We start from the raw sequence: 18,571 nt of genomic DNA on the forward strand, positions 1-18,571 counted from the left end.
CAGCCCCGGGTCAGCCCCGGGTCAGCCCCGGGTCGGCCAGCCGGTGTACTGCTCGGCCAGGTAGCCGCGACCCGCTCGGGTGCCCACCACGCTGTCCAGCTCGCCGAGTTGGCGCCGCAGGTCGAAGGCGCTCGCGCCGGGCGGCAGGTGCAGCAGCCTGGTCATCCAGGACGAGAAGTGCTGGGCGCGCCACACCCGCGCCAGGGCGCGCGGCTGGTAGTCGTCCAGCGCGGCCGCCCCCTCGGCGCCGAGCGCCCGCAGCAGCACCGGGGCGAGCACCTTCACGTCGTGCAGCGCCAGGTTGAGGCCGCGCGCCCCCGTCGGCGGAACGGTGTGCGCCGCGTCGCCCGCCAGCAGCAGCGAACCCCAGCGCATCGGCTCCTGCACGAACGACCGGAACCGCAGCACGCTCTTCTCCAGCACCGGCCCCTCCTGGAGCCGGAAGCCGTCCTCGCCCGCCACCCGGGCCTGGAGGGTCTGCCAGATCCGGTCGTCCGGCCAGGCGTCCGGCGAGTCCTGCGGATCGCACTGGAAGTACATCCGCTGCACCGTGTCGGTGCGTTGGCTGATCAGCGCGAAACCCTGCTCGGAGTGGGCGTAGACGAGTTCGGGGGAGCTCATCGGGGCCGCGGCCATGATGCCGAACCAGGCGAACGGGTACTCGTGCCCGTAGCGCACCCGGCTCCGCTCCGGCACCAGGTCCCGGCACATGCTGCGCGAGCCGTCCGCGCCGACCACGTACCGGGCCCGCACCTCGTGCCGGGTGCCGTCGGGCGCCGTCCAGCGGACCCTGGGCGCCGCGGTGTCGACGTCCAGCACCTCGGTGTCGCGGACCCCGAAGTGCACGGTGCCGCCGTCGCGTTCGCGGGCGTCGGCCAGGTCGATGAACACGTCGGTCTGCGGGTAGAGCCAGGTCGAGGCGCCCACCAGGCCCTGGAAGTCGATCCGGTGCGCCCGGCCGCCGAAGCGCAGTTCGACGCCGGTGTGCTCGTGGCCCTCGCGCAGGATCCGGTCACCGACCCCGGTCTCCACCAGGTCCCGGGCCACGTCGGCCTCCAGGATGCCGGCCCGCTGGGTGGTCTCGATCTCGTGCCGGGTCCGGGTGTCCAGGACGACGGCCTCCACCCCGGCGCGGCCCAGCAGGTGAGCCAGCATCAGACCGGCCGGACCGGCGCCGACGATCGCGACGGGGGCCCGGGTGACGGTGTCGATCGAGGCGGCGGGGATGGCGTCGGCCATGGCATCTCCAGGACAGCGGCGGGGGATTTCCTCCCCCGAACGCTGGCAGCCCGACCCGCGGCCGGTCTCCCGGCTTTCCGTCAGGCGGAAAGCTTGCTGCTCACTGTTCGGTGCGGGCCTGGCTGTTCACCGCCCGGCGGGGCACCGGCTGCTCACCGCCTGGTGCGGGCCTGGCTGCTCACCGCCCGGCGGGGCACCGGCTGCTCACCGCCTGGTGCGGGCCTGGCTGCTCACCGCCCGGCGGGGCACCGGCTGCTCACCGCCCGGCGGGGCACCGGCTGCTCACCGCCCGGCGGGGCGCCGGCTGCTCACCGCCCGGCGGGGCGCCGGCTGCTCACCGCCCGGTGCGGGCCCGCCGGCCGAGCTCCGCCGAGATCGCGCCCACCGCCCGCAGCAGCGGCTCGCGCAGCCCCCGGGCCCGGTCCGCGTCCCGCGCCGCGATCACGATGCCCAGCGCGGCACTCACCGGCCCGTCCCGCCCGATCCGCACCGGCGCGGCCACCGCCACCGTGCTCTGCGACAACTGCCGGTCGCTGACGAAGACCTGCTCGCGGCGGATCAGGTCCAACTGCGCCCGCAGCGTCCTCGGTTCGGTGACGGTGTGGGGCGTCCAGGCCGGCAGCGGAGCGCCGAGCACCTCCTCCTGGAGCTGGGCCGGCGCGTGCGCCAGCAACACCCGGCCCATGCCCGTCGACGCCACCGGGAACCGGGTGCCGACCATGGTCAGCAGCTCCACCGAGCGGTGCCCGGCGATCCGCTCCACGAAGACCAGCTCGGTGCCCTCGCGCACGGCGAGCTGGATGTTCTCGTGGGTCGCCTCGTACAGGTCCTGCATGAACGGCAGCGCCGCGTCCCGCAGGATCTGCGTCCGCGGGCAGCCCGAGGCGACCTCCCACAGCCGCAGTCCCACGTGCCAGGAGCCGTCCTCGGACCGCTCCAGCGCGCCCCACGCCGCGAGTTCGGATACCACCCGGTGCGCGGTGCTCACGGCCAGGCCCGCCCGCCGGGCGATCTCCGACAGGGTCAGCACCGGGTGCTCGCGGTCGAAGACGGCCAGGACGTCCAGGACCTTTCCGGCGGCGGTGCTCGGGGTGGTGTTCATCAGGGTCCTTTCGTGGATACCCCCGGCTTCAGCCGGGGAGGAAGTCAACCTCGCAGTGTCGCAGACCGCCGTTGAACAGCCCGATCGCCCGTCGTAGCATCTGCCGGACGCAAGGAGCAGACGTGGACGAAGAGATCGTCGGCCTGTCCTCGATGGCGACCCGGCCGATCCTGGCCGAGCTGTCCGAGTGGATCGGGCGTGCGCACGACATACCGGTACGGTTCGAGTCGGCAGGCGGCGTGGAGGTGGCCCGGCGGGTCCGGGAAGGGGCGGCGGGCGACGTGCTGGTGCTCGCCGAGGACGCGCTGGCAGCGCTCGCGGCCGAGGGTCTGGTGCTCGCCGCGACGGCCCGCCCGCTGTGGGTCTCCCAGGTGGTCGCCGCCGTTCCCGAGGGCTCCCCGGCACCGGCCCTCGACAGTCAGGATGCCCTGCGTGCAGCATTGCTGACGGCCCGTCGGATCGCCTACTCGACCGGCCCGAGCGGCACCGCCGTGCTCGACCTGATCAACCGTCAGGGACTCGCCGAGGCGCTCCGGGACCGCCTGGTCCAGGCACCGCCCGGGGTGCCGGCCGGCACGCTGCTCGCCTCCGGCGAAGCCGACCTCGCCTTCCAGCAGCACAGCGAACTGATGGACCTGCCCGGGGTGCGCGTGGTCGGCCCGCTGCCCGGCGACGCGGGCATCAGCACCACCTTCGCCGGCGCCGTCCTGACCGCCTCCGCCCGGCCCGGCCCGGCCGGCGAGGTGCTGGACCTGCTGGCCGCCGAGGAGGCCGCGGAGACCGCCCGGGCAAGGGGAATGCGCCCTGCCGCCCGGCCGCCCGCGCGGGACCGCCCGACCTCCGGTTGACCGACCGCCCGGGAGGGCTTGTCGCTGCCCTTCCGGGTCACCGGATCTCGTTCTCCGGGTGCTCCAGGTCGTACGCGTGCCGGGCCTCGGCGATCACCGCGCGGTGCGCCAGCGACCAGTCGGCGAGCGCCTTCACCAGGTGCGTCAGGCCCGCGCCGGTCTCCGTCAGCCGGTAGTCCACCTGCGCCGGGACGGTCGGATACACCGTGCGCAGCACCAGCCCGTCGCGCTCCAGCCGCCGGACGGTCAGCGTCAGCATCCGCTGCGAGATGCCCTCGACGGCGCGCTGCAAATCCCTGAACCTTCTTGGCCCGCCCGAGAGTTCGACGATCACCAGGACCGACCACTTGTCGCCGATCCGGTCCAGCACGTCCCGGATCCCGCAGTCCGGATGATCCTGCCGCCCGCAGGATTCGAGCTCGGCGGGGGTGGTTACCGCGGTGTGCGTCAGTGACATCGAACTGCCTCCTTGTGGACGGTCGTCGCGCGGCCGAGGATCACCGTAACGACTGGTTACCGAAGAGAACCAGGGCCGACGGCGCGAAAGGCTGTGACTGATCATGATCCTGGTGACCGGAGCGAACGGAAACCTCGGCGCGGCCACGCTCGCCGCACTGCGCCTGGCCGGCGTGCCTTCACTCGGCGGCAGCCGCACCCCTCGCGAGGGCATGCGACACCTCGACTTCGACGACCCCGCCACGCTCGACCTGCGCGGCGTCACCACCCTCCTGCTCATCTCCGCCGGCTACGCGGAGGACGACGTCGTCATCGCCCGGCACACCGCCGTCCTCGACGCGGCCGTCCGCGACGGTGTCGGCCACGTCGTCTACACCAGCCTCACCACCGCCGGTGACCACCTCGCCTTCGCCGCCGCCCACCGCGCCACCGAACTCCTGATCCGCGACAGCGGCCTTCCCTGGACCATCCTCCGCAACGGCCTCTACGCCGAACTCTTCGGCGGCCTCCTCACCTGGACCTCCTCCGGCCTCGAATCCCCCTTCGGTGACGGCGCGTTGGCCGCCGTCGCCCGCGCCGACCTCGCCGATGCCGCCGCAAAGGTCGCCGCCGACCCCACCCCCCACACCGGCCTCATCCACGACCTCACCGGCACCCCCCTCACCGCGCCCGCCGTCGCCACCACCCTCGGCGTCCCCCACCACACCCTCCCCCTCGCCACCTACCGCACCCGCCTGCTCGCCACCCCCGCCCTGCTCCCCTTCCAACCCCCCATGCTCAGCTCCCTCGCCACCACCATCCGCCACGGCTTCCTCGCCGGGACTTCGCCCGCCCTGGCGAAGCTGCTGGGCCGCCCGCTACGGGACCCGCTGGCGGTGGCCGCGGGGGTGGCGTCGGCGGTGCGGCCGGTGGTGAACGTGTAGGTGGGGGCGGTAGTCGGCGCTGCTGCGCGGCGAGGCCCCGTCCGCTACTGCTCATGCGGACGGGGCCAGGCGGCGTCAGGTCAGTGCGGGATTCCCGAGATGATTTCTCGTGCGCCCTGGCGGAGGAGTTCGGCGGCGACGCGGGCACCGAGGACGGCCGGGTCGCCCTGGTGTTCGTCCCACAGCATCGCGTTGGCGAACTTGCTGCCCTCGCGGTCGAACACCATGCCGCGCAGGGAGAGTTGCCCGTCGGCCTCGGTGGTGCAGTGTCCGGCGATGGGGCTGTTGCAGTGGCCGCGGAGCCCGTGCAGCATGACGCGTTCCGCCGTCACCTCGCGCTGTGTGCGCGGGTGGTTGACCTTCTCCAGCAGCGCGGCGACGGCATGGTCCTCCTGGCGGCACTCCAGCCCGAGGACACCCGCGCCGACGGCCGGGAGCATCTCGTCGAGGCCGAGCACGTGGCCGGGCCGTTCGATGCCGAGCCGGGCGAGCCCCGCGGTGGCGAGGATCATGCCGTGCGCCTGGACGTCGATCTTCCTCGTGCCGTCCAGCTTCTCCAACCGGCTCCCGACGGCCCCGCGAACCCGGACGACCTTCAAGTCCGGCCGGGCGCGCAGGATCTGTGCCTTCCGGCGGACCGCCGACGACAGGATGATCGCGCCCGGCGGCAGGTCGGTGAGCGTGCGGCACTCGGAACCCTCGGGGAACAGCAGCACGTCCCGCACGTCCGGACGTTCCATGTACGCGGCGAACACCAACCCGCGGGGCAAGGGCACGTCGCCGGGCACGTCCTTCACGCAGTGGACGGCCATGTCCACCTTGCCCGCTTGCAGCATCGCGTCGATCTGCTTGGTGTACAGGCCCTTGCCGCCGAGCTGCGCCAGGTCGCCCTGCCACAGGTCGGCCTCGGTGGTCACCGGCACGATCTCGGTCACCAGCTCGGGGACGTGCGCGCGCAGGGCGGCGATCACCATGTCCGTCTGGGCCAGGGCGAGCGGCGAACTACGCGTGCCGATGCGCAGGGTCCTGGCGGGGAACTCGGCCGTCATTGGGGTCTGTCCTTCCGTTTCGGGTCTCTTGATAGGTAACGCGTCCGGGCCACTGGAGAGGCGTCCGGATTCGAGCAGCCACGGCAGGGTGCAACAGCCGGTGGGCGTCGTCCGCGCCCGCCCAGCGCCACGCCGACAACTCCCGTTCCTGCAAGGCGATTCGGTCGGTGTCGGCGGCACTGAGCATCGGTCCCGCCCACAGGAACACGATGCGGTCCCGGGCGCCCTCGCGGCGGGCCTGCACCCACACCGTCCCGATCAGGTCGTCCGGCAACAGATCGAGCGCCAGGCCGAGCTCCTCGCGAGCCTCGCGGCGAACCGCGTCAAGCGGAGATTCGCCCGCCTCCACCACACCGCCAGGCAGGTGCCACGCTCCGAGACCTGCAGCCTGAACGATCAGCAGACGGTCACCGGGACCGGTGCACAAGACGTACGACGTGACCGGGTGGCCGGGCGCGGCGCCCAAGGTTCCTCCACTGGATCGGTTCGTGGTGCCCGCCCCGGGCGCGTGGGACCGGGTGGGGTCTTGGTGCCCGACGGGGCACAGGCCCCGCCGGGAGTCGAGAGGTGCAGCCCCGGCCCGGTGCCGTCGGGACGGACCGGGACTGCGGCGCGTGCAGGAGAGAACGCGCCCTTCCGCCGAGTGGCATCGGCGGGGTCTGGTGGAACGTCAGTCGTCGGCCAGCTCCACCGCATCCGTTCGTGCGAACAGCCAGTCGTCATCGGTGGTGATGCGGAGAGTGACCGGCTCGTCCGCGAGGATGCCCAGCACCTTGCGCACCGCGTCTTCGGCGCACGACTTCGTGTGCGTGATCGCGTCGGACTCCATGACGAACGGGTTCTCGACGGTCCCCTCGATCTCCAACAGGTATCCGTCGGCCCGGGTGTAGTTCACGTGCACGGGGCCCGTTGCCGGGTCGGTCATCGGGGCTTCTCCACAGCCCCGACGCCGAACACCAGCACGCCCGTCACCAGCGTCACGCGCGTCACGGCTCACCCCGCCTTCGGCTGACGGTTGACCCTCGCCGTCATGCCTACCCGCACCAGCTCGTTGACGGTCGCCGTTCGCACCGTGAGCGGGTCGGCCGTCCACGGCTCGCTGTCACCGGACACCGGGGCGAGACACCACGTGTCGCCATCCTCGCCGCGGAACTCGCCGGCTCGGCCCGTCGCCGTGTCCACCACCAGGTCCCCGACGTTCGGGCGGAACAGCGGGACGGCGGGCGTGACGGGCTCGGCGACGGCGGCAGCAATCGTGTCCCAGTGAAGGTTGAGGAGTTGCAGGTGTTCGGCCAGCAACCGCACCGACTCCACCGGCACCCGGCCCACCTCGACCAGCACTTCGCCCGTGTAGGGCTCGGACCGGTCGACGCCGAGTTCCGGCAACTCAATGTCGAATGCATCGGCAACTTCGGCCAGGGCGTCACACGCCGCGCGCGCCTCTGCTCGCTGCTGACGAATGGCCTTCGCCAACGGCGGTTCGGGTCTAGAGTCCACGTCCATCACGTCGTGCCCTTCCGTAGTCGAGCCACTACCGAGGGGCTTCACTGTGGCCCAGCGCCGCAAAGTGTTCAACTTGTCAAAGTTGCTCGGAGAGTAAGGAGTTGAGACGGTGAACCGGTCTGAGCTGGACCCCGCCGAGTCGCCCGAAGCAGCGTTCGGCGCATTCCTGCGCAGCTCACGCGAGGCAAGGAAGTGGACTCAGGAGGAGTTGGGCGAACACACCGGCTACTCGGGGACGCACGTGTCTGCCGTGGAGAATGGCAGGCGCCCCCCAACTCCCAGGTTTTCTCGGGAACTTGACAAGGCTTTGGGTACCGAAAACGTATTCCAGCGTCGAGCGCAGGATCTGCACAGCTCGGTACTGCTTGAAGGCTTCCCTGAGTACGTCGCGCACGAGTCTCGTGCCGTGGAACTGCGCCTGTTCACCCTGGGCATCGTGCCCGGAGTACTCCAGACCATCGACTACGCACGAGCCATCGCCGCAGGGGCAGTCCGTCGAGGCAGCATCACGCAGGGCCAGGCCGATGAACGGGTGGCCTACCTCGCACGTCGGCAAGCGGCCCTGCGCCGGGAACCGCCACCACAGATCCATGCGGTTCTGGATGAGAGTTGTATCCGCCGCCCGGTCGGCGGGCCAGCGGTCATGGCCGATCAGTTGGATGCTTTGCTGACTTTCGCCGGGATGCCGCACACCGTGTTGCAGATTGCCCCTCTCGCCATAGGCGAGGACCGGGCCTTCGATCTTCCTGTGTATGTGCTCACCCTGCCGGACAGGTCCCTCATGTCCTACGCAGAGTCCGCGCAACAAGGTCATCTTGAGCGAGAAACCGGTGCAGTCCTACCGGTGCTGACGGCCTACTATCAGCTACAGACCACAGCACTCTCACAGGCTGAGTCTGTGGCCCTGATCGGCCAGCTAAGGAGGGAAGTGCCGTGACCGAGCCCGTGTGGTTCAAGTCGTCGTACAGCAGCAACGGCGGGGAGTGCGTGGAGGTGGCGCGGAACCTGGTTGCCGCCGAGGGCATCGTTCCTGTTCGGGACAGTAAGGACCCGGAGGGGGCGCACCTCCGATTTAGCCCTGCAAGCTTCGACGCCTTCATCGACGCCGTGAAGGCCGGCCGCTTCGGCAACGTGTGACCGCAACACCCCGCAGTTGAGCCCCCGACGGCTTCGCCGGGGGCTTCGCTGTTTCTATGCGGTGAGGGCGGACACGCCCCGGGGCGGGCCTGCCTCGTGGGAGCCTCGCGGACCAGGGCGAGGAGGTCGTCCGTGCCCGATCCGCCGGTGTGGTTCACGGCGGTGATCCTCGTACGGCCGGAGGCGAAATCGGGTTGGCGGGGCGGCGGCGCGAAAGCGATGATCGGGCGGGTGTGCGAACCGGGTGGTCCGGGGGCGCCCGTCCGTTCACGAGGAGACTGTTTTGCGTTCCGACCTCGCCAAGGCGTGGGAGTTGCTCGATGCCGGTGACCCGCAGGGTGCTGCGCGGGAGCTCCGGAGGGTGGCCGACAATCTTCCGGCCGCCGAACTCGCGCCGGTGGTAAGGAAGTTGGCGGAGTCCGTCGGCATCGACGAGCTGGCGGACGCGGCCGGCGCCCTCACGGGTCGTCCGGCGGACGCGGGCGCGCTGTACGCGTACGGGTACGCGTGCATCGAGCACGGGCTCTCGGAGTTGGCCGTCCCGGCGCTGCGCGAGGCGTTGCGGGCGGGTGCGGTGCCGGCGAAGCGGAAACTGTTCGGGCGGGGTGGCGGGCGGCAGGTCAACCCGCGTCAGGTACTGCTGGAGCTGGCCGTCGCGCTGGAGGACGGTGAGCGGCACGCCGAGGCCGTCGCCGTGCTGCAGGAGCACCGGGCGATCACCGGAGACTGGCCGGACGGGTACCTGCTGGCGCACAACGCGCTGATGGACGGCCGGGTCGAGCTGGCCCGTGAGGTGTTCGAGGCGCTGGAGGCGCCGGACGGCGACACCTGGGCGCCCGCCGCCGACCGGATCCGCCGTTCGCTGGCCCGTGCCGCGGCCGTCCCGCCCGCCGGGCCGACGGACCTGCGGGGTTGGCACTACACGCTGACCGGCGGCCTGCTGGCCACGCTCTCGACCCACGGATTCCAGGCCGGCATGACGGGCCGCTGGGCGATGCTCGGCGACAGCTACGAGAACTGCCGCCACAGCCTGGAGCGGCTGCGCACCGTGCTGGCCGCGACCGGCCGCCGCCCGTCCTCGGTGGCGCTGCTGCCGGATCGGGGCAGCGAGGCGCTGGGCCTGGCAGCCGCAGCGCTGCTCGGACTGCCCGCGGCCCCGTACCGGCCGGGCGCGGCGACGGCGGACGCGCTGGTGGTGGCGTACGACCTGAACGAATGCGACCAGGAGCTCGTCGAGGCGCTGTACGAGCGGGCGCCCGGCGAGCTGCTGTACGAGCACGCGACGTGCTGGACGGACTCGCCAGCCGTCTCGGCGGACATCTCGGGCCTGCTGGTGCAGCACGTGGCCGCGCCATGGGAGCCGCGCCTGCGGGTCGACGAGGACGGCCAGGTCGAGCAGGGGCCCGCCGACGACGCCCCGGCGGCGGAACTCGCAGACCGGATCCGCACCGCCACCGCCGCCCCGGACGAGGGCGACGGCCAGACCCCACCCGACCCGGACGAGGCCCTCGCAGCCTTCGCCACCCGCGCCACCACGACCTGGGCGATCGGCAACCGCGACCGGATCCGCTCATCGGGCCCGGTGCGCAGCTCCCGCTTCGCCTGACGCGGCGCTGGCGCTTGCGTGGTTCGCCTGACGCGGCGCCGGCGCTTGCGTGGTTTCGCCTGCTGCGGCGTTGGCGCTCGCGTCGTCGTGGCCTGGGCAGCCGGGTAGCCGTGACCGGATCCGTTCGTCCCGCCCGGTGCACAGCTCGTGACGCCACTCGCCGAAACACGCCGCCGCCCGCCGAGCGCAGTGGTCGACGGGCGGCGGCGGTGGCAGCGGCGACCGGCGGGGGCGGTGTGTCATCTGTTGGGGTGGGACTTGGCCCACGCGGGGGACGCGAAGGCGACCAGTGCGACCGCGAAGCCGAGCTGGAGCAGGTGGCGGATCCAGTCGATGCCGGAGGTGTGGCGGACGCCGATCCAGCCGGCCACCGCGTTGCCCAGCAGGGCGCCGGCCGCGCCGAGCAGCATGGTGAGCCACCACGGGATGGCCTGCGGTCCGCGCAGGATCAGCTTGGCCAGCACGCCCAGCACGAAGCCGATCAGCAGAATCCAGAGGAGTTGGAACATCGAATCCCAGCCTTTCCGGTAGGACACCGGCCGGTCGGCTGCGGCTCTCGGCAGTGAGTCGCGGTGGTGCGGTCGGAGGCGGATCGGAGGTGGACCGCACGCGGACGGTCCACGCCTGCCATGGTCGCGCGCCGGTCGCACTCCGGCATCTCGGCAGCCGAGCGTCGAGGCAATACCCCCGGCGGGTGGTTTGCCCGGCGGGCCCCGTGGGTAGTCGCGCACGCGGTGGGGGCCGGTGATTGCCGCGAGACGCCTTGTGGTGGGATAAACGACTGAACGGGCGTCAGGTTCGACGGGGGAGTAGACACGACATGGCAGCAGGTTTCGGTTTCAAGGCGGGCGAGCTCGCGAAGATCCAGCGGGATTTCGCGATGATTCAGCAGCGCATGAACGAGATGACGCAGCAGACCGGCCGGATCCAGGGCACGATCGCGAAGGCGGTGAGCACCGACCTGGCCGCCGGCGCGATGGGCAGCATCCTCGGGTTCGCCGAGGTGGTCTCGCAGGTCCGCCAGCAGGTGAACGCGATCAACCAGCAGGTCGCGGCGCTGGAGGCGACCAAGGCGAAGCTCACCAAGGAGCTCGCCGAGGACACCAAGAAGATCGGCATCGTGATCAAGCGGTACGAGGAGGCCGAGAGGCGCGCCCACGAGGGCGTTCGCAAGCCGGCCCCCACGCAGCCCATGCCGAAGAGCCCGGGCCAGGGCGGCGACCACAAGCCGACGGAGAAGCCCGCGCCGAAGAAGCCCAGCGCGCCGATGCCGAAGAGCCCGAACAAGGGCGGCGACCACGGCGGCGGCAACCACGGCGGCGGCAGCGGGCACGGCAACGACCCGAAGGTCGAGATCTCGCATGCCGGAGCGATCAAGACCGGCGAGGTCACGTACGGCGGCAAGGGCCAGTACAAGAGCGGCGAGGCCGCCTGCCGCGAGTACATCGCGCAGGCGCTGGACGCGATGGGCGTGACCGACCCGGCGGCCCGCGCGGCGTGGACGAAGGGCATGCTGACCATCGCCGACCGCGAGTCGTCGTTCAACGCGCCCACCTCGCAGGTGAACCTGTGGGACACCAACGCGCACGGTGCGAAGCAGGCCGACGGCGCGCCGCTGAACAGCTCGCGCGGCGGCTGGCAGACCATTCCGTCCACCTTCGCGGCGTACCACGTCAAGGGCACCTCCACCGACATCTACGACCCGGTGGCGAACGTCGCGGCCTCGATGAACTACATCCGCGACCGGTACCACGTCTCGCCGGACGGCCACGACCTGGCGTCCAAGGTGCAGCAGGCCGACCCGAACCGTCCGCACCGCGGTTACTGATCGTCGTCAACCCGCGCGCCGCGCCCGCCCGTTCACGGCCGGCGGCGGCGCGCGGGGTCCGAACGATCCACCGTTCACCCTTCTCTTCCTTCTCGAATCCGAGGATCCACGTGCGTCCGTTCCGCCTCGCCGCCACCGCGGTGGCCTGCCTGACCGCCGTCGCCGTTCTGACCGCCTGCGACCCCGACAACACGGACGGGGGCGACGCCGGGAAGACGGCCGCCGCGCCGCCCGCCGCCAGCGGGGCGCCGTCCGCGGGCGGGACCGAGTCCGGCAGCCCGAAGACCGACCCGAGCGCGGCGCAGTCCGCCGGTGGCGGGAAGGCCTCGACCGTTCCGGCGGCGGCCTGGATCAACCCGCAGCAGGTGCCGCTGAACGCGGCGCTGCACTGGACGGCGCCCGCGGCGAAGAGCCTGGGCGCCAAGGGCCAGTTCCAGATCGAGCAGCTCTGCCACAGCAAGCGCTCCGCCGACTGGGCGGACACCGTGCCCGGCGTGGACACCGCCTCGCTGGGCGGCGCGCCCGACGACTGGAAGGCCGACCAGAGCATCGTCACCTTCGGCGACGCCAACAAGAGCAGCGCGGCCGTGCAGTCCGCGTTCGGCCTGCTCGGCGCCGTCAAGGACGAGGTGAAGCACTGCGCCACCACCGCGCCCGGCGCCAAGGCCGAGATCACCGTGGACGAGAGCGAGCACCTGGTCGCGACCGTCACGGTGCCGCAGGCCGACGGCGGCACCGTGACGGTGCACGAGTACCTGACCACCTCCGGCGGCGCGCTCGTCGAACTCACCCTGCACGCGCAGGCAGCCAAGGGCGGGCACCCGAAGACCGCCTGGTCCGCGCCCGCCGACAGCGCCGTGCTGAGCGCGATCGCCAAGCCGGTCTGCACCGCCTTCAAGGACTGCTGATCTCCCACCGACCAGCAGCGGAACCCGTTTTCGACGGGCCGGCCACCCTTCGGGGAGGTCGGCCCGTTGCCCGTTGCCGACCAGGATCTTGCCTGCCGCGCACCTCCTGGGAGTTGACGTGCACCTTCGAGCGCGGCCGGAAGAAGGGCGGCGGCACCCGGGCGGTCGACGGCATCGACCTGACGGTGCGGGCCGGCGAGGTGTTCGGGCTGCTCGGGCCGAACGGTGCGGGCAAGACCACCACCATCCGGGCCATCACCACCCTGCTGCCCACCGCCCGCGGCATGGTCGCGGTGTTCGGCCACGACTGCCGCGCCGAGCCCATAGCGGTGCGCCGCCTGCTCGGCTACGTGTCCCAACAGCTGTCCGCCGACGCCGGGTTGACGGGCCGGAAAACGGTCGACCAACACGGAACTCGGCCATGTCGCCATCCTCCCACTTCGGTGCCGGTCGCCGCGCCCCGTGCCTGCGTGGCACCTCTCTCCCTGCCGTCAACGCCCCGGCTCCCAGTGCCAGATGGTGATGCCTGCGCCTTGGGCGACGGGGCGGTAGCCGGCGGTGGGGAGGGCACGTTGGGCGGTGAGGTCGTCGGCGGTGGAGGTGGGGAAGCCGCCGGGGGTGTCGAGGGTGGCGGCCCATTCTGCCACCGGGCGGAAGAGGGGGTCGCGGCCGTCGGGGGAGAAGTAGGTGGAGCCGGTGTCGGCGGGGAAGGTGAGGAACGGGAAGAGCGAGACGGTGCAGCGGGAAGTGAGTTGCGGGGCGAGCCGGTTCGCGGCGGCGACCCTCGCGCCGTCGGGGACGGTGGCGAGGACCTGGCGGGCGGTCAGGACGTCGGGGCTGCGGCGGGACAGGTCGGGGATGGGGGCGGCCAGCAGGGCGATGGTGAGCATCACGGCGGGCGCGTACCGCAGCGAAGGGAGTCCGGGCAGACGCCGCAGGCCGTCGAGCGCGGCGACGAAGATGATGGGCATCAGCACCGCGTTGTAGTGCCAACCGGTGCTCCAGTACACGGGGTTGGACGACCAGTAGCGGGCCGCCAGTGGTAGGACCGTCAGCAGGGCGAGCGGCGAGCGCAGCGCCAGCAGCAGGGTCGGGGCGAGCAGCGCCGCGAGCGTCCACCACTTGTCGGTGGGCAGCAGCAGCCGGGAGAACGGATCCCCGCCCCCGGGCGCGGCCGTCGCACCGTACGCGTAGGTGCCGATCGGGTTGGCGGCGGGGATCAGCACCAGAACGGTGAGCAGGGTGCCGAGCGCGGCCGCCGCGAGTGTCGCCACCCCGAGCCCCCGCCGGCGTCCGACCAGCAGGACGTAGCCGCCGACGCCGGCCAGCAGCAGGCCCTGGTCCTCCTTGATCAGCAGCAGCGGCAGCGCCCAGCACACCGCCGCCCGCCACCGCCCGCGGGCCAGCGCGACCGTCGCGCACGCGAGCAGCGGGACGGACAGCGCGATCTCGTGGAAGTCGAACCCCGAGGCCTGCCACAGCCCCCAGGACAGCCCGTACGCCAGCCCGGCCAGCACACCACGGGCCTTCCCCAACCACTGCACGGCCAGCCCCGTCACGGGCACCACCGACAGCGCCAGCAGCAACGCCTGCGCCACCAGCAGCGTCTCGGGGGCCGGCCAGAGCCGGTAGAACGGGGCCAGCACGGCCAGCGCGGGGCTGAAGTGGTCGCCCAGTTGCACGAACCCGGCGCCCTTCAGCGTCACCACCGGCCGCTCGAAGTACGCGTAGCCGCGCACCGCCTCCTCGAAGATGCCGAGGTCGAAGCCGGTGGTCTGCATCCGCCAGTGCTTCGGCAGCGACAGCGCCAGGTGGAACAGCGCCACGGGCAGTACCGGCAGCAAACAGGGACGGACTCGGAAAGGTATTCGCACCCGACCGACGCTAGGAAAGACCGGCTGAGCCGATTCTGAAAGAACCTGAGGATTTCTTCAGCCCGGAGAAAACCGGCACATCGGTCAACGGTGTTTTCCACCGCGCAAATTGACTTACTCTTACCCGATGCGCCTACTCATGGTCGAGGACGAGGAAAGGCTGGCCCAGTCGCTCAGCCAGGGCCTGCGGGCCGAGGGCTACGCGGTGGACGTGGCCGCCGACGGCCTCACGGGCCTGGAGCAGGCACGTTCCGGCAGGTACGACCTGGTGGTGCTCGACCTGATGCTGCCCGGGCTGAACGGCTTCCGGATCTGCCGCCGACTGCGGGCGGAGGAAAACTCCGTGCCGATACTGATGCTGACGGCGAAGAACGGCGAATACGACGAGGCCGAGGCACTGGACTGTGGCGCCGACGACTTCCTCGCCAAACCGTTCTCCTTCGTGGTGCTCACGGCCCGGCTGCGCGCCCTGCTGCGCCGCGGCGCAGCAGGGCGACCCGCTGTTCTGGCCGTCGCCGACCTGCGGATCGACCCGGCGGCCCGCCGCTGCACCGTCGCCGACGCCGAACTCCGGCTCACAGCAAAGGAGTTCGGCGTCCTGGAGAGCCTGCTGCGCCGCCCGGACCAGGCCGTGCCGAAGACCGACATCCTGGACGCCGTCTGGGATTCGGCGTTCCGCGGCGACCTGAACATCGTCGAGGTGTACATCGCCGCGCTGCGCCGCAAACTCGACCGGGCCGGCGCGCACGCCCGGATCGACACCGTCCGCGGCATCGGCTACCGGCTCACCCCGAGCGTCCCGGCGCCCGCCGATGTCGACTGACCGCCGGCGCTGGTGGCGCTGGTGGCCCGCCTTCGGCGTGCGGGCCCGGGCCGCCGTGGCCGCGCTGGTCGCCTCCGCGCTGGCGTTCGTGGTCGCCGCGCCGCTGGTCGGCGACGCCGTCCACGCGCTGCTCTACCGCGAGGCCGAGATCAAGGCCACGCACGCCATGCTGAACATCGAGGCGAGGATCCGGGACGGCGCCGACGGTGAACTCCTGGGCGGTCAAGCGTTCGCGGCCCTCACCGAGGAGGGCGAGTGGCTGACCGGGGCGTACCTCGCGGATCACCGCCTGGACGATCCCGCGGTGGGCCTGACGCCCCTTCGGCTCGCACAGCCCGCGTCCGGCGCCGACCCGCAGCCATCCGTGCCGGTCGTCGAGACCGTCACCATTCGCTATCCGGCCGGCATCTCCCCCTACTACCGGCTGGCCTCGCCCGAGCCTCGCACCTACACCTTCCTGCGTGTGCTCACCGAACCGGTGAGCAGCGACCGACTCGCCCTGCTCGCTCCGGAGTGGCGTCTTTCCGCGGCGGCGATGCGTGAGCAGCGGCTCACCATCTACGTGCTGGTCGACCCGGTCATCGCCGACGAGACCACCTCCGCCGTCACTCGCGTGCTGATGTACTACGTGGCCCCTGTCGCTTCGCTGTTCGTCGCGCTGATCGCCTGGCTCGCCACCGGCCTCGCGTTGCGCCCGGTCGAGTCGATCCGCCGCCAGATGGCCGTGGTGCGGGGCGGCGCGTTCCACGAGCGGGTACCCGTACCGCGCGCCCGGGACGGCATCCACCGGCTGGCCCGCACCACCAACGACACCCTGGACCGGCTCCAGCACGCCCTGGACGAACAGCGCCGCCTGGTCGCGGACGCCTCGCACGAACTGCGCAGCCCGCTCGCCACCCTGCGCAGCTCGCTCGAAGTGCCGCTCGCCCACCCGGCCGCCGCGGACTGGCCGGCGGTGGTCCGCGGCGCGCTCGCCGACACCGAACGCCTTCAGGACCTCGCCGACGACCTGCTCCTGCTGGCCCGCGCCGAACGCGACACCGACCGCTCCGACGACACCGTCGACCTGCACGACCTGATCGCCGAACAACTCGCCGAACGGCAGTACGGTGGACGGGAGTTGACGTACGAGAGCGAGCTCGAGGAGGCAGTGCTGGCAGGCCGCGAGACGCTGCCGGCCCGCCTGGTGCGCAACCTGCTCGACAATGCCGCCCGACACGCGCACGGCCGGGTCGCCGTCAGGCTCACGGTCGCGGGCGGCTGGGCGCACCTCACCGTCGAGGACGACGGCCCGGGCATCCCCGCCGCCGACCGGGAACGGGTCTTCGAACGTTTCGTCCGCCTCGACGACGCCCGCGACCGGCACAGCGGCGGCGCGGGCCTCGGCCTGGCCTTGGTGCGCACCATCGCCCACAGCCTCGGCGGCACGGTCGCCGCCAAGCCACCCACCCGGCTGCCCGGTGCCCGGCTGGTGGTCCGGCTCCCGGTGGCCCCCCACAACGGGATCAGGCCGCCGACCGTGCCCGGTGGGGCAGGGCCGACGGCCTGAGGCACCGCTCGCCACAACAAGCGCCGGAGGAAACGCGGTTGGGGCCGAGCGGGCCGATCGACGGACGGGAGTCCCGCACGCGCTCGAGAGCCGGGTCCGACCCGCGCGGCCGCGTCCACTCGGAGGGGGTGGCCGCAGCCGCGCGCGTCATCCGGCTCCGCTCGCGCGTGCCGGGAGGACCGTCCGGTACGTCAGCGGCGCTTACGAGAGGTCGAAGGCGCCGCCGGCGACCGCGACACCGACCGGGCAGGTCAGACGTACGCGGAACAGGCCGGAGAAGAGGACGGTGGACACGTACCGGTTGCCGTCCGAGCAGTCCACGAAGGGCTGCCAGAGCTGGCCGTTACAGGTCTCCGTGAAGGACGGCCCGTTGAAGTTGAAGTTGCCGCAGACGAGGTTCAGCGGCGTGATGCTCGTGATCGACCCGTCGGAGTGCACGGCCGGCAGGTTGGACGGCCTCGCCATCTCCACCGCCGGGGTCTGGACCTCATTGGCGCCCGCGGAATCCGGCGTGATCACGGGCAGGTTCGCCTGCTGGTTCGCGGGCTGGGTCACCGGCTGGTTCGCGGTCTGGGTCGCGGGAGCGGTGTCCGCGAACGCGACGGAGCTGACCGTGCCGACAGCCGTGAAGGCCAGGGCGGAGGCGGTACCGATGGCGGCGAGCATCTTTCCGAATGCCATGTCTAACCACTTTCACTGAGAGAACGACTGAGTGTTCTTGGGTGACAGGGGGGCGCCCGCCTGCGAATGTCCACCCCGGATCACCGGGGCGAGCCCCACGCTAGGTCAGCCGCCGGGGGTCCGCCCCCGCAGTGCGCCGATGAACGTACGTATGCGTTCCATCGGCCCTGGCTTGGACACCCGGAGGGTGTAGCTACGTGGCGGTAGCGTGGCATTCATGGATGCGAAGCGGGAGTTGACGGACGACGAGGGTGAACCGGTGCGGCTCGGGGAGGTGCACCGGGTCGTCTCACTGGTCCCCTCGCTCACCGAGGCGGTGGCCGCCACCGCCCCCGGCCTGCTGATCGGCGCCACCGACTGGTGCACCCACCCCGTCGACCTCGACGTGGCCCGGATCGGCGGTACCAAGAACCCGGACGTGGCTCGGATCCTCGCGCTGCGCCCCGACCTGGTGATCGCCAACGAGGAGGAGAACCGCGCCCCCGACCTCGCCGCACTGCGCGCGGCCGGGGCGGCGGTGTGGACGACCCGGATCCGCGACCTCGACCAGGCGCTGGCGTCGCTGCGCCGCCTGCTGGTCGACGCCTGCCAACTCCCGGAGCCCCACTGGCTGTTGTCCGCACAACAAGCATGGGCCGACCTCGCGCCGCCGAAGGTTCCGGTGCCCGCGCTGGTGCCGATCTGGCGCCGGCCGTGGATGGTACTCGGCGCGGACACCTTCGCCGCCGACCTGCTCCGACGCCTCGGCGTCACCGCCGTGACGGCGGGCCACCCGGGCCGCTACCCCCGCGTCCCGCTCCCCGAACTCCTCGACGCGGGAGCCGAGTTGCTCGTCCTACCCGACGAGCCCTACCGCTTCACCGCCACCGACGGCCCCGACGCGTTCCCCGCCCTCCCGTACGCCTTGCTGAGCGGCCGCCATCTCACCTGGTACGGCCCGTCGTTGGCCGAGGCGCCCGCCGTCCTCGCCGCGCAGCTCGCCGCCAGAAAATTGCCCGGACGGTGATGTAGAGATCCGGCCGGCGGCCCCGACTGTCGGGTGAAC

Annotated in this window: 20 protein-coding genes and 1 pseudogene; 11 read left to right on the forward strand and 10 right to left on the reverse strand. The window is 72.0% G+C overall.

The features are described from left to right. Nucleotides 1-21: 21 nt before the first annotated feature. Together ACFYST_RS13475 and ACFYST_RS13480 are read right to left on the reverse strand one after the other, a co-directional pair. Nucleotides 22-1,239, reverse strand: a complete 1,218-nt coding sequence (locus tag ACFYST_RS13475; protein WP_387861836.1) for a 4-hydroxybenzoate 3-monooxygenase — start codon at nucleotides 1,237-1,239, stop codon at nucleotides 22-24. 334 nt (nucleotides 1,240-1,573) lie between these two features. Next, a complete protein-coding gene (locus ACFYST_RS13480; RefSeq protein ID WP_387642741.1) occupies nucleotides 1,574-2,341 on the reverse strand; it encodes an IclR family transcriptional regulator in 768 nt (255 codons plus the stop codon). Between the two features lie 122 nt (nucleotides 2,342-2,463). Between ACFYST_RS13480 and ACFYST_RS13485 the strand changes: the two genes are divergently transcribed. Continuing rightward, on the forward strand, nucleotides 2,464-3,189 hold the full coding sequence (locus ACFYST_RS13485) for a substrate-binding domain-containing protein (protein WP_387861838.1): 726 nt from the start codon (nucleotides 2,464-2,466) through the stop codon (nucleotides 3,187-3,189). A 37-nt stretch (nucleotides 3,190-3,226) separates the two neighbouring features. Here the strand turns inward: ACFYST_RS13485 and ACFYST_RS13490 are convergent, their stop codons facing one another. Beyond that, entirely contained in the window at nucleotides 3,227-3,646 is a 420-nt protein-coding gene (locus tag ACFYST_RS13490) for a winged helix-turn-helix transcriptional regulator (RefSeq protein ID WP_387861840.1), read from the reverse strand. Between the two features lie 103 nt (nucleotides 3,647-3,749). Between ACFYST_RS13490 and ACFYST_RS13495 the strand changes: the two genes are divergently transcribed. Then, entirely contained in the window at nucleotides 3,750-4,568 is an 819-nt protein-coding gene (locus tag ACFYST_RS13495) for an NAD(P)H-binding protein (RefSeq protein ID WP_387642738.1), read from the forward strand. Between the two features lie 80 nt (nucleotides 4,569-4,648). On the opposite strand, the gene hemC is transcribed toward ACFYST_RS13495, so the two are convergent. The 4 genes from hemC to ACFYST_RS13515 form a co-directional block, all read right to left on the reverse strand. Further along, nucleotides 4,649-5,617 (reverse strand): hydroxymethylbilane synthase, encoded by a 969-nt coding sequence (gene hemC, locus ACFYST_RS13500; RefSeq protein ID WP_387861841.1) that lies wholly within the window; start codon nucleotides 5,615-5,617, stop codon nucleotides 4,649-4,651. Next, entirely contained in the window at nucleotides 5,571-6,083 is a 513-nt protein-coding gene (locus ACFYST_RS13505) for an NUDIX domain-containing protein (RefSeq protein WP_387861843.1), read from the reverse strand. Before ACFYST_RS13505 ends, hemC begins: the two co-directional genes overlap by 47 nt. Before the next feature lie 204 nt (nucleotides 6,084-6,287). Continuing rightward, on the reverse strand, nucleotides 6,288-6,542 hold the full coding sequence (locus ACFYST_RS13510; RefSeq protein ID WP_387861845.1) for a hypothetical protein: 255 nt from the start codon (nucleotides 6,540-6,542) through the stop codon (nucleotides 6,288-6,290). A 68-nt stretch (nucleotides 6,543-6,610) separates the two neighbouring features. Next, complete coding sequence (locus tag ACFYST_RS13515) at nucleotides 6,611-7,123, reverse strand: hypothetical protein (RefSeq protein ID WP_387861847.1); 513 nt, start codon at nucleotides 7,121-7,123, stop codon at nucleotides 6,611-6,613. 106 nt (nucleotides 7,124-7,229) lie between these two features. On the opposite strand from ACFYST_RS13515, the gene ACFYST_RS13520 reads away from it, so the two are divergent. The 3 genes from ACFYST_RS13520 (at nucleotide 7,230) to ACFYST_RS13530 (ending at nucleotide 9,863) form a co-directional block, all read left to right on the forward strand. Further along, entirely contained in the window at nucleotides 7,230-8,057 is an 828-nt protein-coding gene (locus tag ACFYST_RS13520) for a Scr1 family TA system antitoxin-like transcriptional regulator (RefSeq protein ID WP_387642734.1), read from the forward strand. Beyond that, complete coding sequence (locus tag ACFYST_RS13525) at nucleotides 8,054-8,257, forward strand: DUF397 domain-containing protein (protein WP_387861848.1); 204 nt, start codon at nucleotides 8,054-8,056, stop codon at nucleotides 8,255-8,257. Before ACFYST_RS13520 ends, ACFYST_RS13525 begins: the two co-directional genes overlap by 4 nt. Nucleotides 8,258-8,540: 283 nt before the next feature. Then, nucleotides 8,541-9,863 (forward strand): hypothetical protein, encoded by a 1,323-nt coding sequence (locus tag ACFYST_RS13530; RefSeq protein ID WP_387861849.1) that lies wholly within the window; start codon nucleotides 8,541-8,543, stop codon nucleotides 9,861-9,863. Between the two features lie 239 nt (nucleotides 9,864-10,102). On the opposite strand, the gene ACFYST_RS13535 is transcribed toward ACFYST_RS13530, so the two are convergent. After that, complete coding sequence (locus ACFYST_RS13535; protein ID WP_387642731.1) at nucleotides 10,103-10,372, reverse strand: GlsB/YeaQ/YmgE family stress response membrane protein; 270 nt, start codon at nucleotides 10,370-10,372, stop codon at nucleotides 10,103-10,105. A 311-nt stretch (nucleotides 10,373-10,683) separates the two neighbouring features. Here ACFYST_RS13535 and ACFYST_RS13540 point away from each other — a divergent pair, with 311 nt between their 5' ends. From ACFYST_RS13540 to ACFYST_RS13550, 3 genes and pseudogenes are all read left to right on the forward strand, one after another. After that, nucleotides 10,684-11,691, forward strand: coding sequence for a transglycosylase SLT domain-containing protein (locus ACFYST_RS13540; protein WP_387861851.1), 1,008 nt, complete (start codon nucleotides 10,684-10,686; stop codon nucleotides 11,689-11,691). Between the two features lie 110 nt (nucleotides 11,692-11,801). Continuing rightward, on the forward strand, nucleotides 11,802-12,599 hold the full coding sequence (locus ACFYST_RS13545; protein ID WP_387642729.1) for a hypothetical protein: 798 nt from the start codon (nucleotides 11,802-11,804) through the stop codon (nucleotides 12,597-12,599). Nucleotides 12,600-12,691: 92 nt separating this feature from the next. Beyond that, nucleotides 12,692-13,000: pseudogene (locus ACFYST_RS13550) on the forward strand (ATP-binding cassette domain-containing protein); the annotation flags it as partial. A 90-nt stretch (nucleotides 13,001-13,090) separates the two neighbouring features. Here the strand turns inward: ACFYST_RS13550 and ACFYST_RS13555 are convergent. After that, entirely contained in the window at nucleotides 13,091-14,425 is a 1,335-nt protein-coding gene (locus ACFYST_RS13555; protein WP_387861852.1) for a DUF2079 domain-containing protein, read from the reverse strand. A 175-nt stretch (nucleotides 14,426-14,600) separates the two neighbouring features. On the opposite strand from ACFYST_RS13555, the gene ACFYST_RS13560 reads away from it, so the two are divergent. Together ACFYST_RS13560 and ACFYST_RS13565 are read left to right on the forward strand one after the other, a co-directional pair. After that, on the forward strand, nucleotides 14,601-15,296 hold the full coding sequence (locus ACFYST_RS13560) for a response regulator transcription factor (RefSeq protein ID WP_387642727.1): 696 nt from the start codon (nucleotides 14,601-14,603) through the stop codon (nucleotides 15,294-15,296). Continuing rightward, the gene (locus ACFYST_RS13565) at nucleotides 15,286-16,845 is read left to right on the forward strand and encodes a sensor histidine kinase (protein WP_387861853.1); all 1,560 of its coding nucleotides are present in this window, start codon (nucleotides 15,286-15,288) and stop codon (nucleotides 16,843-16,845) included. The genes ACFYST_RS13560 and ACFYST_RS13565 overlap by 11 nt, the downstream gene beginning before the upstream one ends. A 201-nt stretch (nucleotides 16,846-17,046) precedes the next feature. On the opposite strand, the gene ACFYST_RS13570 is transcribed toward ACFYST_RS13565, so the two are convergent. Beyond that, nucleotides 17,047-17,526 carry a hypothetical protein gene (locus ACFYST_RS13570; RefSeq protein WP_387861854.1) on the reverse strand — a complete coding sequence of 160 codons (480 nt, stop codon included), beginning with the start codon at nucleotides 17,524-17,526 and terminating at the stop codon, nucleotides 17,047-17,049. Between the two features lie 217 nt (nucleotides 17,527-17,743). On the opposite strand from ACFYST_RS13570, the gene ACFYST_RS13575 reads away from it, so the two are divergent. Beyond that, on the forward strand, nucleotides 17,744-18,532 hold the full coding sequence (locus ACFYST_RS13575; RefSeq protein WP_387861855.1) for a helical backbone metal receptor: 789 nt from the start codon (nucleotides 17,744-17,746) through the stop codon (nucleotides 18,530-18,532). Nucleotides 18,533-18,571 lie beyond the last annotated feature (39 nt).

Origin of the sequence: Kitasatospora sp. NPDC004614, from assembly GCF_042873675.1 — a bacterium.
Lineage (GTDB): Bacteria > Actinomycetota > Actinomycetes > Streptomycetales > Streptomycetaceae > Kitasatospora.

Excerpts from the sequence above, each read along its gene's own strand:
- ACFYST_RS13575 (WP_387861855.1), top strand. The coding sequence starts at position 17,744 with ATGGATGCGAAGCGGGAGTTGACGGACGACGAGGGTGAACCGGTGCGG.
- ACFYST_RS13495 (WP_387642738.1), top strand. The coding sequence starts at position 3,750 with ATGATCCTGGTGACCGGAGCGAACGGAAACCTCGGCGCGGCCACGCTC.
- ACFYST_RS13480 (WP_387642741.1), bottom strand. The coding sequence starts at position 2,341 with ATGAACACCACCCCGAGCACCGCCGCCGGAAAGGTCCTGGACGTCCTG.
- ACFYST_RS13560 (WP_387642727.1), top strand. The coding sequence starts at position 14,601 with ATGCGCCTACTCATGGTCGAGGACGAGGAAAGGCTGGCCCAGTCGCTC.
- ACFYST_RS13565 (WP_387861853.1), top strand. The coding sequence starts at position 15,286 with ATGTCGACTGACCGCCGGCGCTGGTGGCGCTGGTGGCCCGCCTTCGGC.
- ACFYST_RS13475 (WP_387861836.1), bottom strand. The coding sequence starts at position 1,239 with ATGGCCGACGCCATCCCCGCCGCCTCGATCGACACCGTCACCCGGGCC.
- ACFYST_RS13510 (WP_387861845.1), bottom strand. The coding sequence starts at position 6,542 with ATGACCGACCCGGCAACGGGCCCCGTGCACGTGAACTACACCCGGGCC.
- ACFYST_RS13570 (WP_387861854.1), bottom strand. The coding sequence starts at position 17,526 with ATGGCATTCGGAAAGATGCTCGCCGCCATCGGTACCGCCTCCGCCCTG.
- ACFYST_RS13540 (WP_387861851.1), top strand. The coding sequence starts at position 10,684 with ATGGCAGCAGGTTTCGGTTTCAAGGCGGGCGAGCTCGCGAAGATCCAG.
- hemC (WP_387861841.1), bottom strand. The coding sequence starts at position 5,617 with ATGACGGCCGAGTTCCCCGCCAGGACCCTGCGCATCGGCACGCGTAGT.
- ACFYST_RS13535 (WP_387642731.1), bottom strand. The coding sequence starts at position 10,372 with ATGTTCCAACTCCTCTGGATTCTGCTGATCGGCTTCGTGCTGGGCGTG.
- ACFYST_RS13490 (WP_387861840.1), bottom strand. The coding sequence starts at position 3,646 with ATGTCACTGACGCACACCGCGGTAACCACCCCCGCCGAGCTCGAATCC.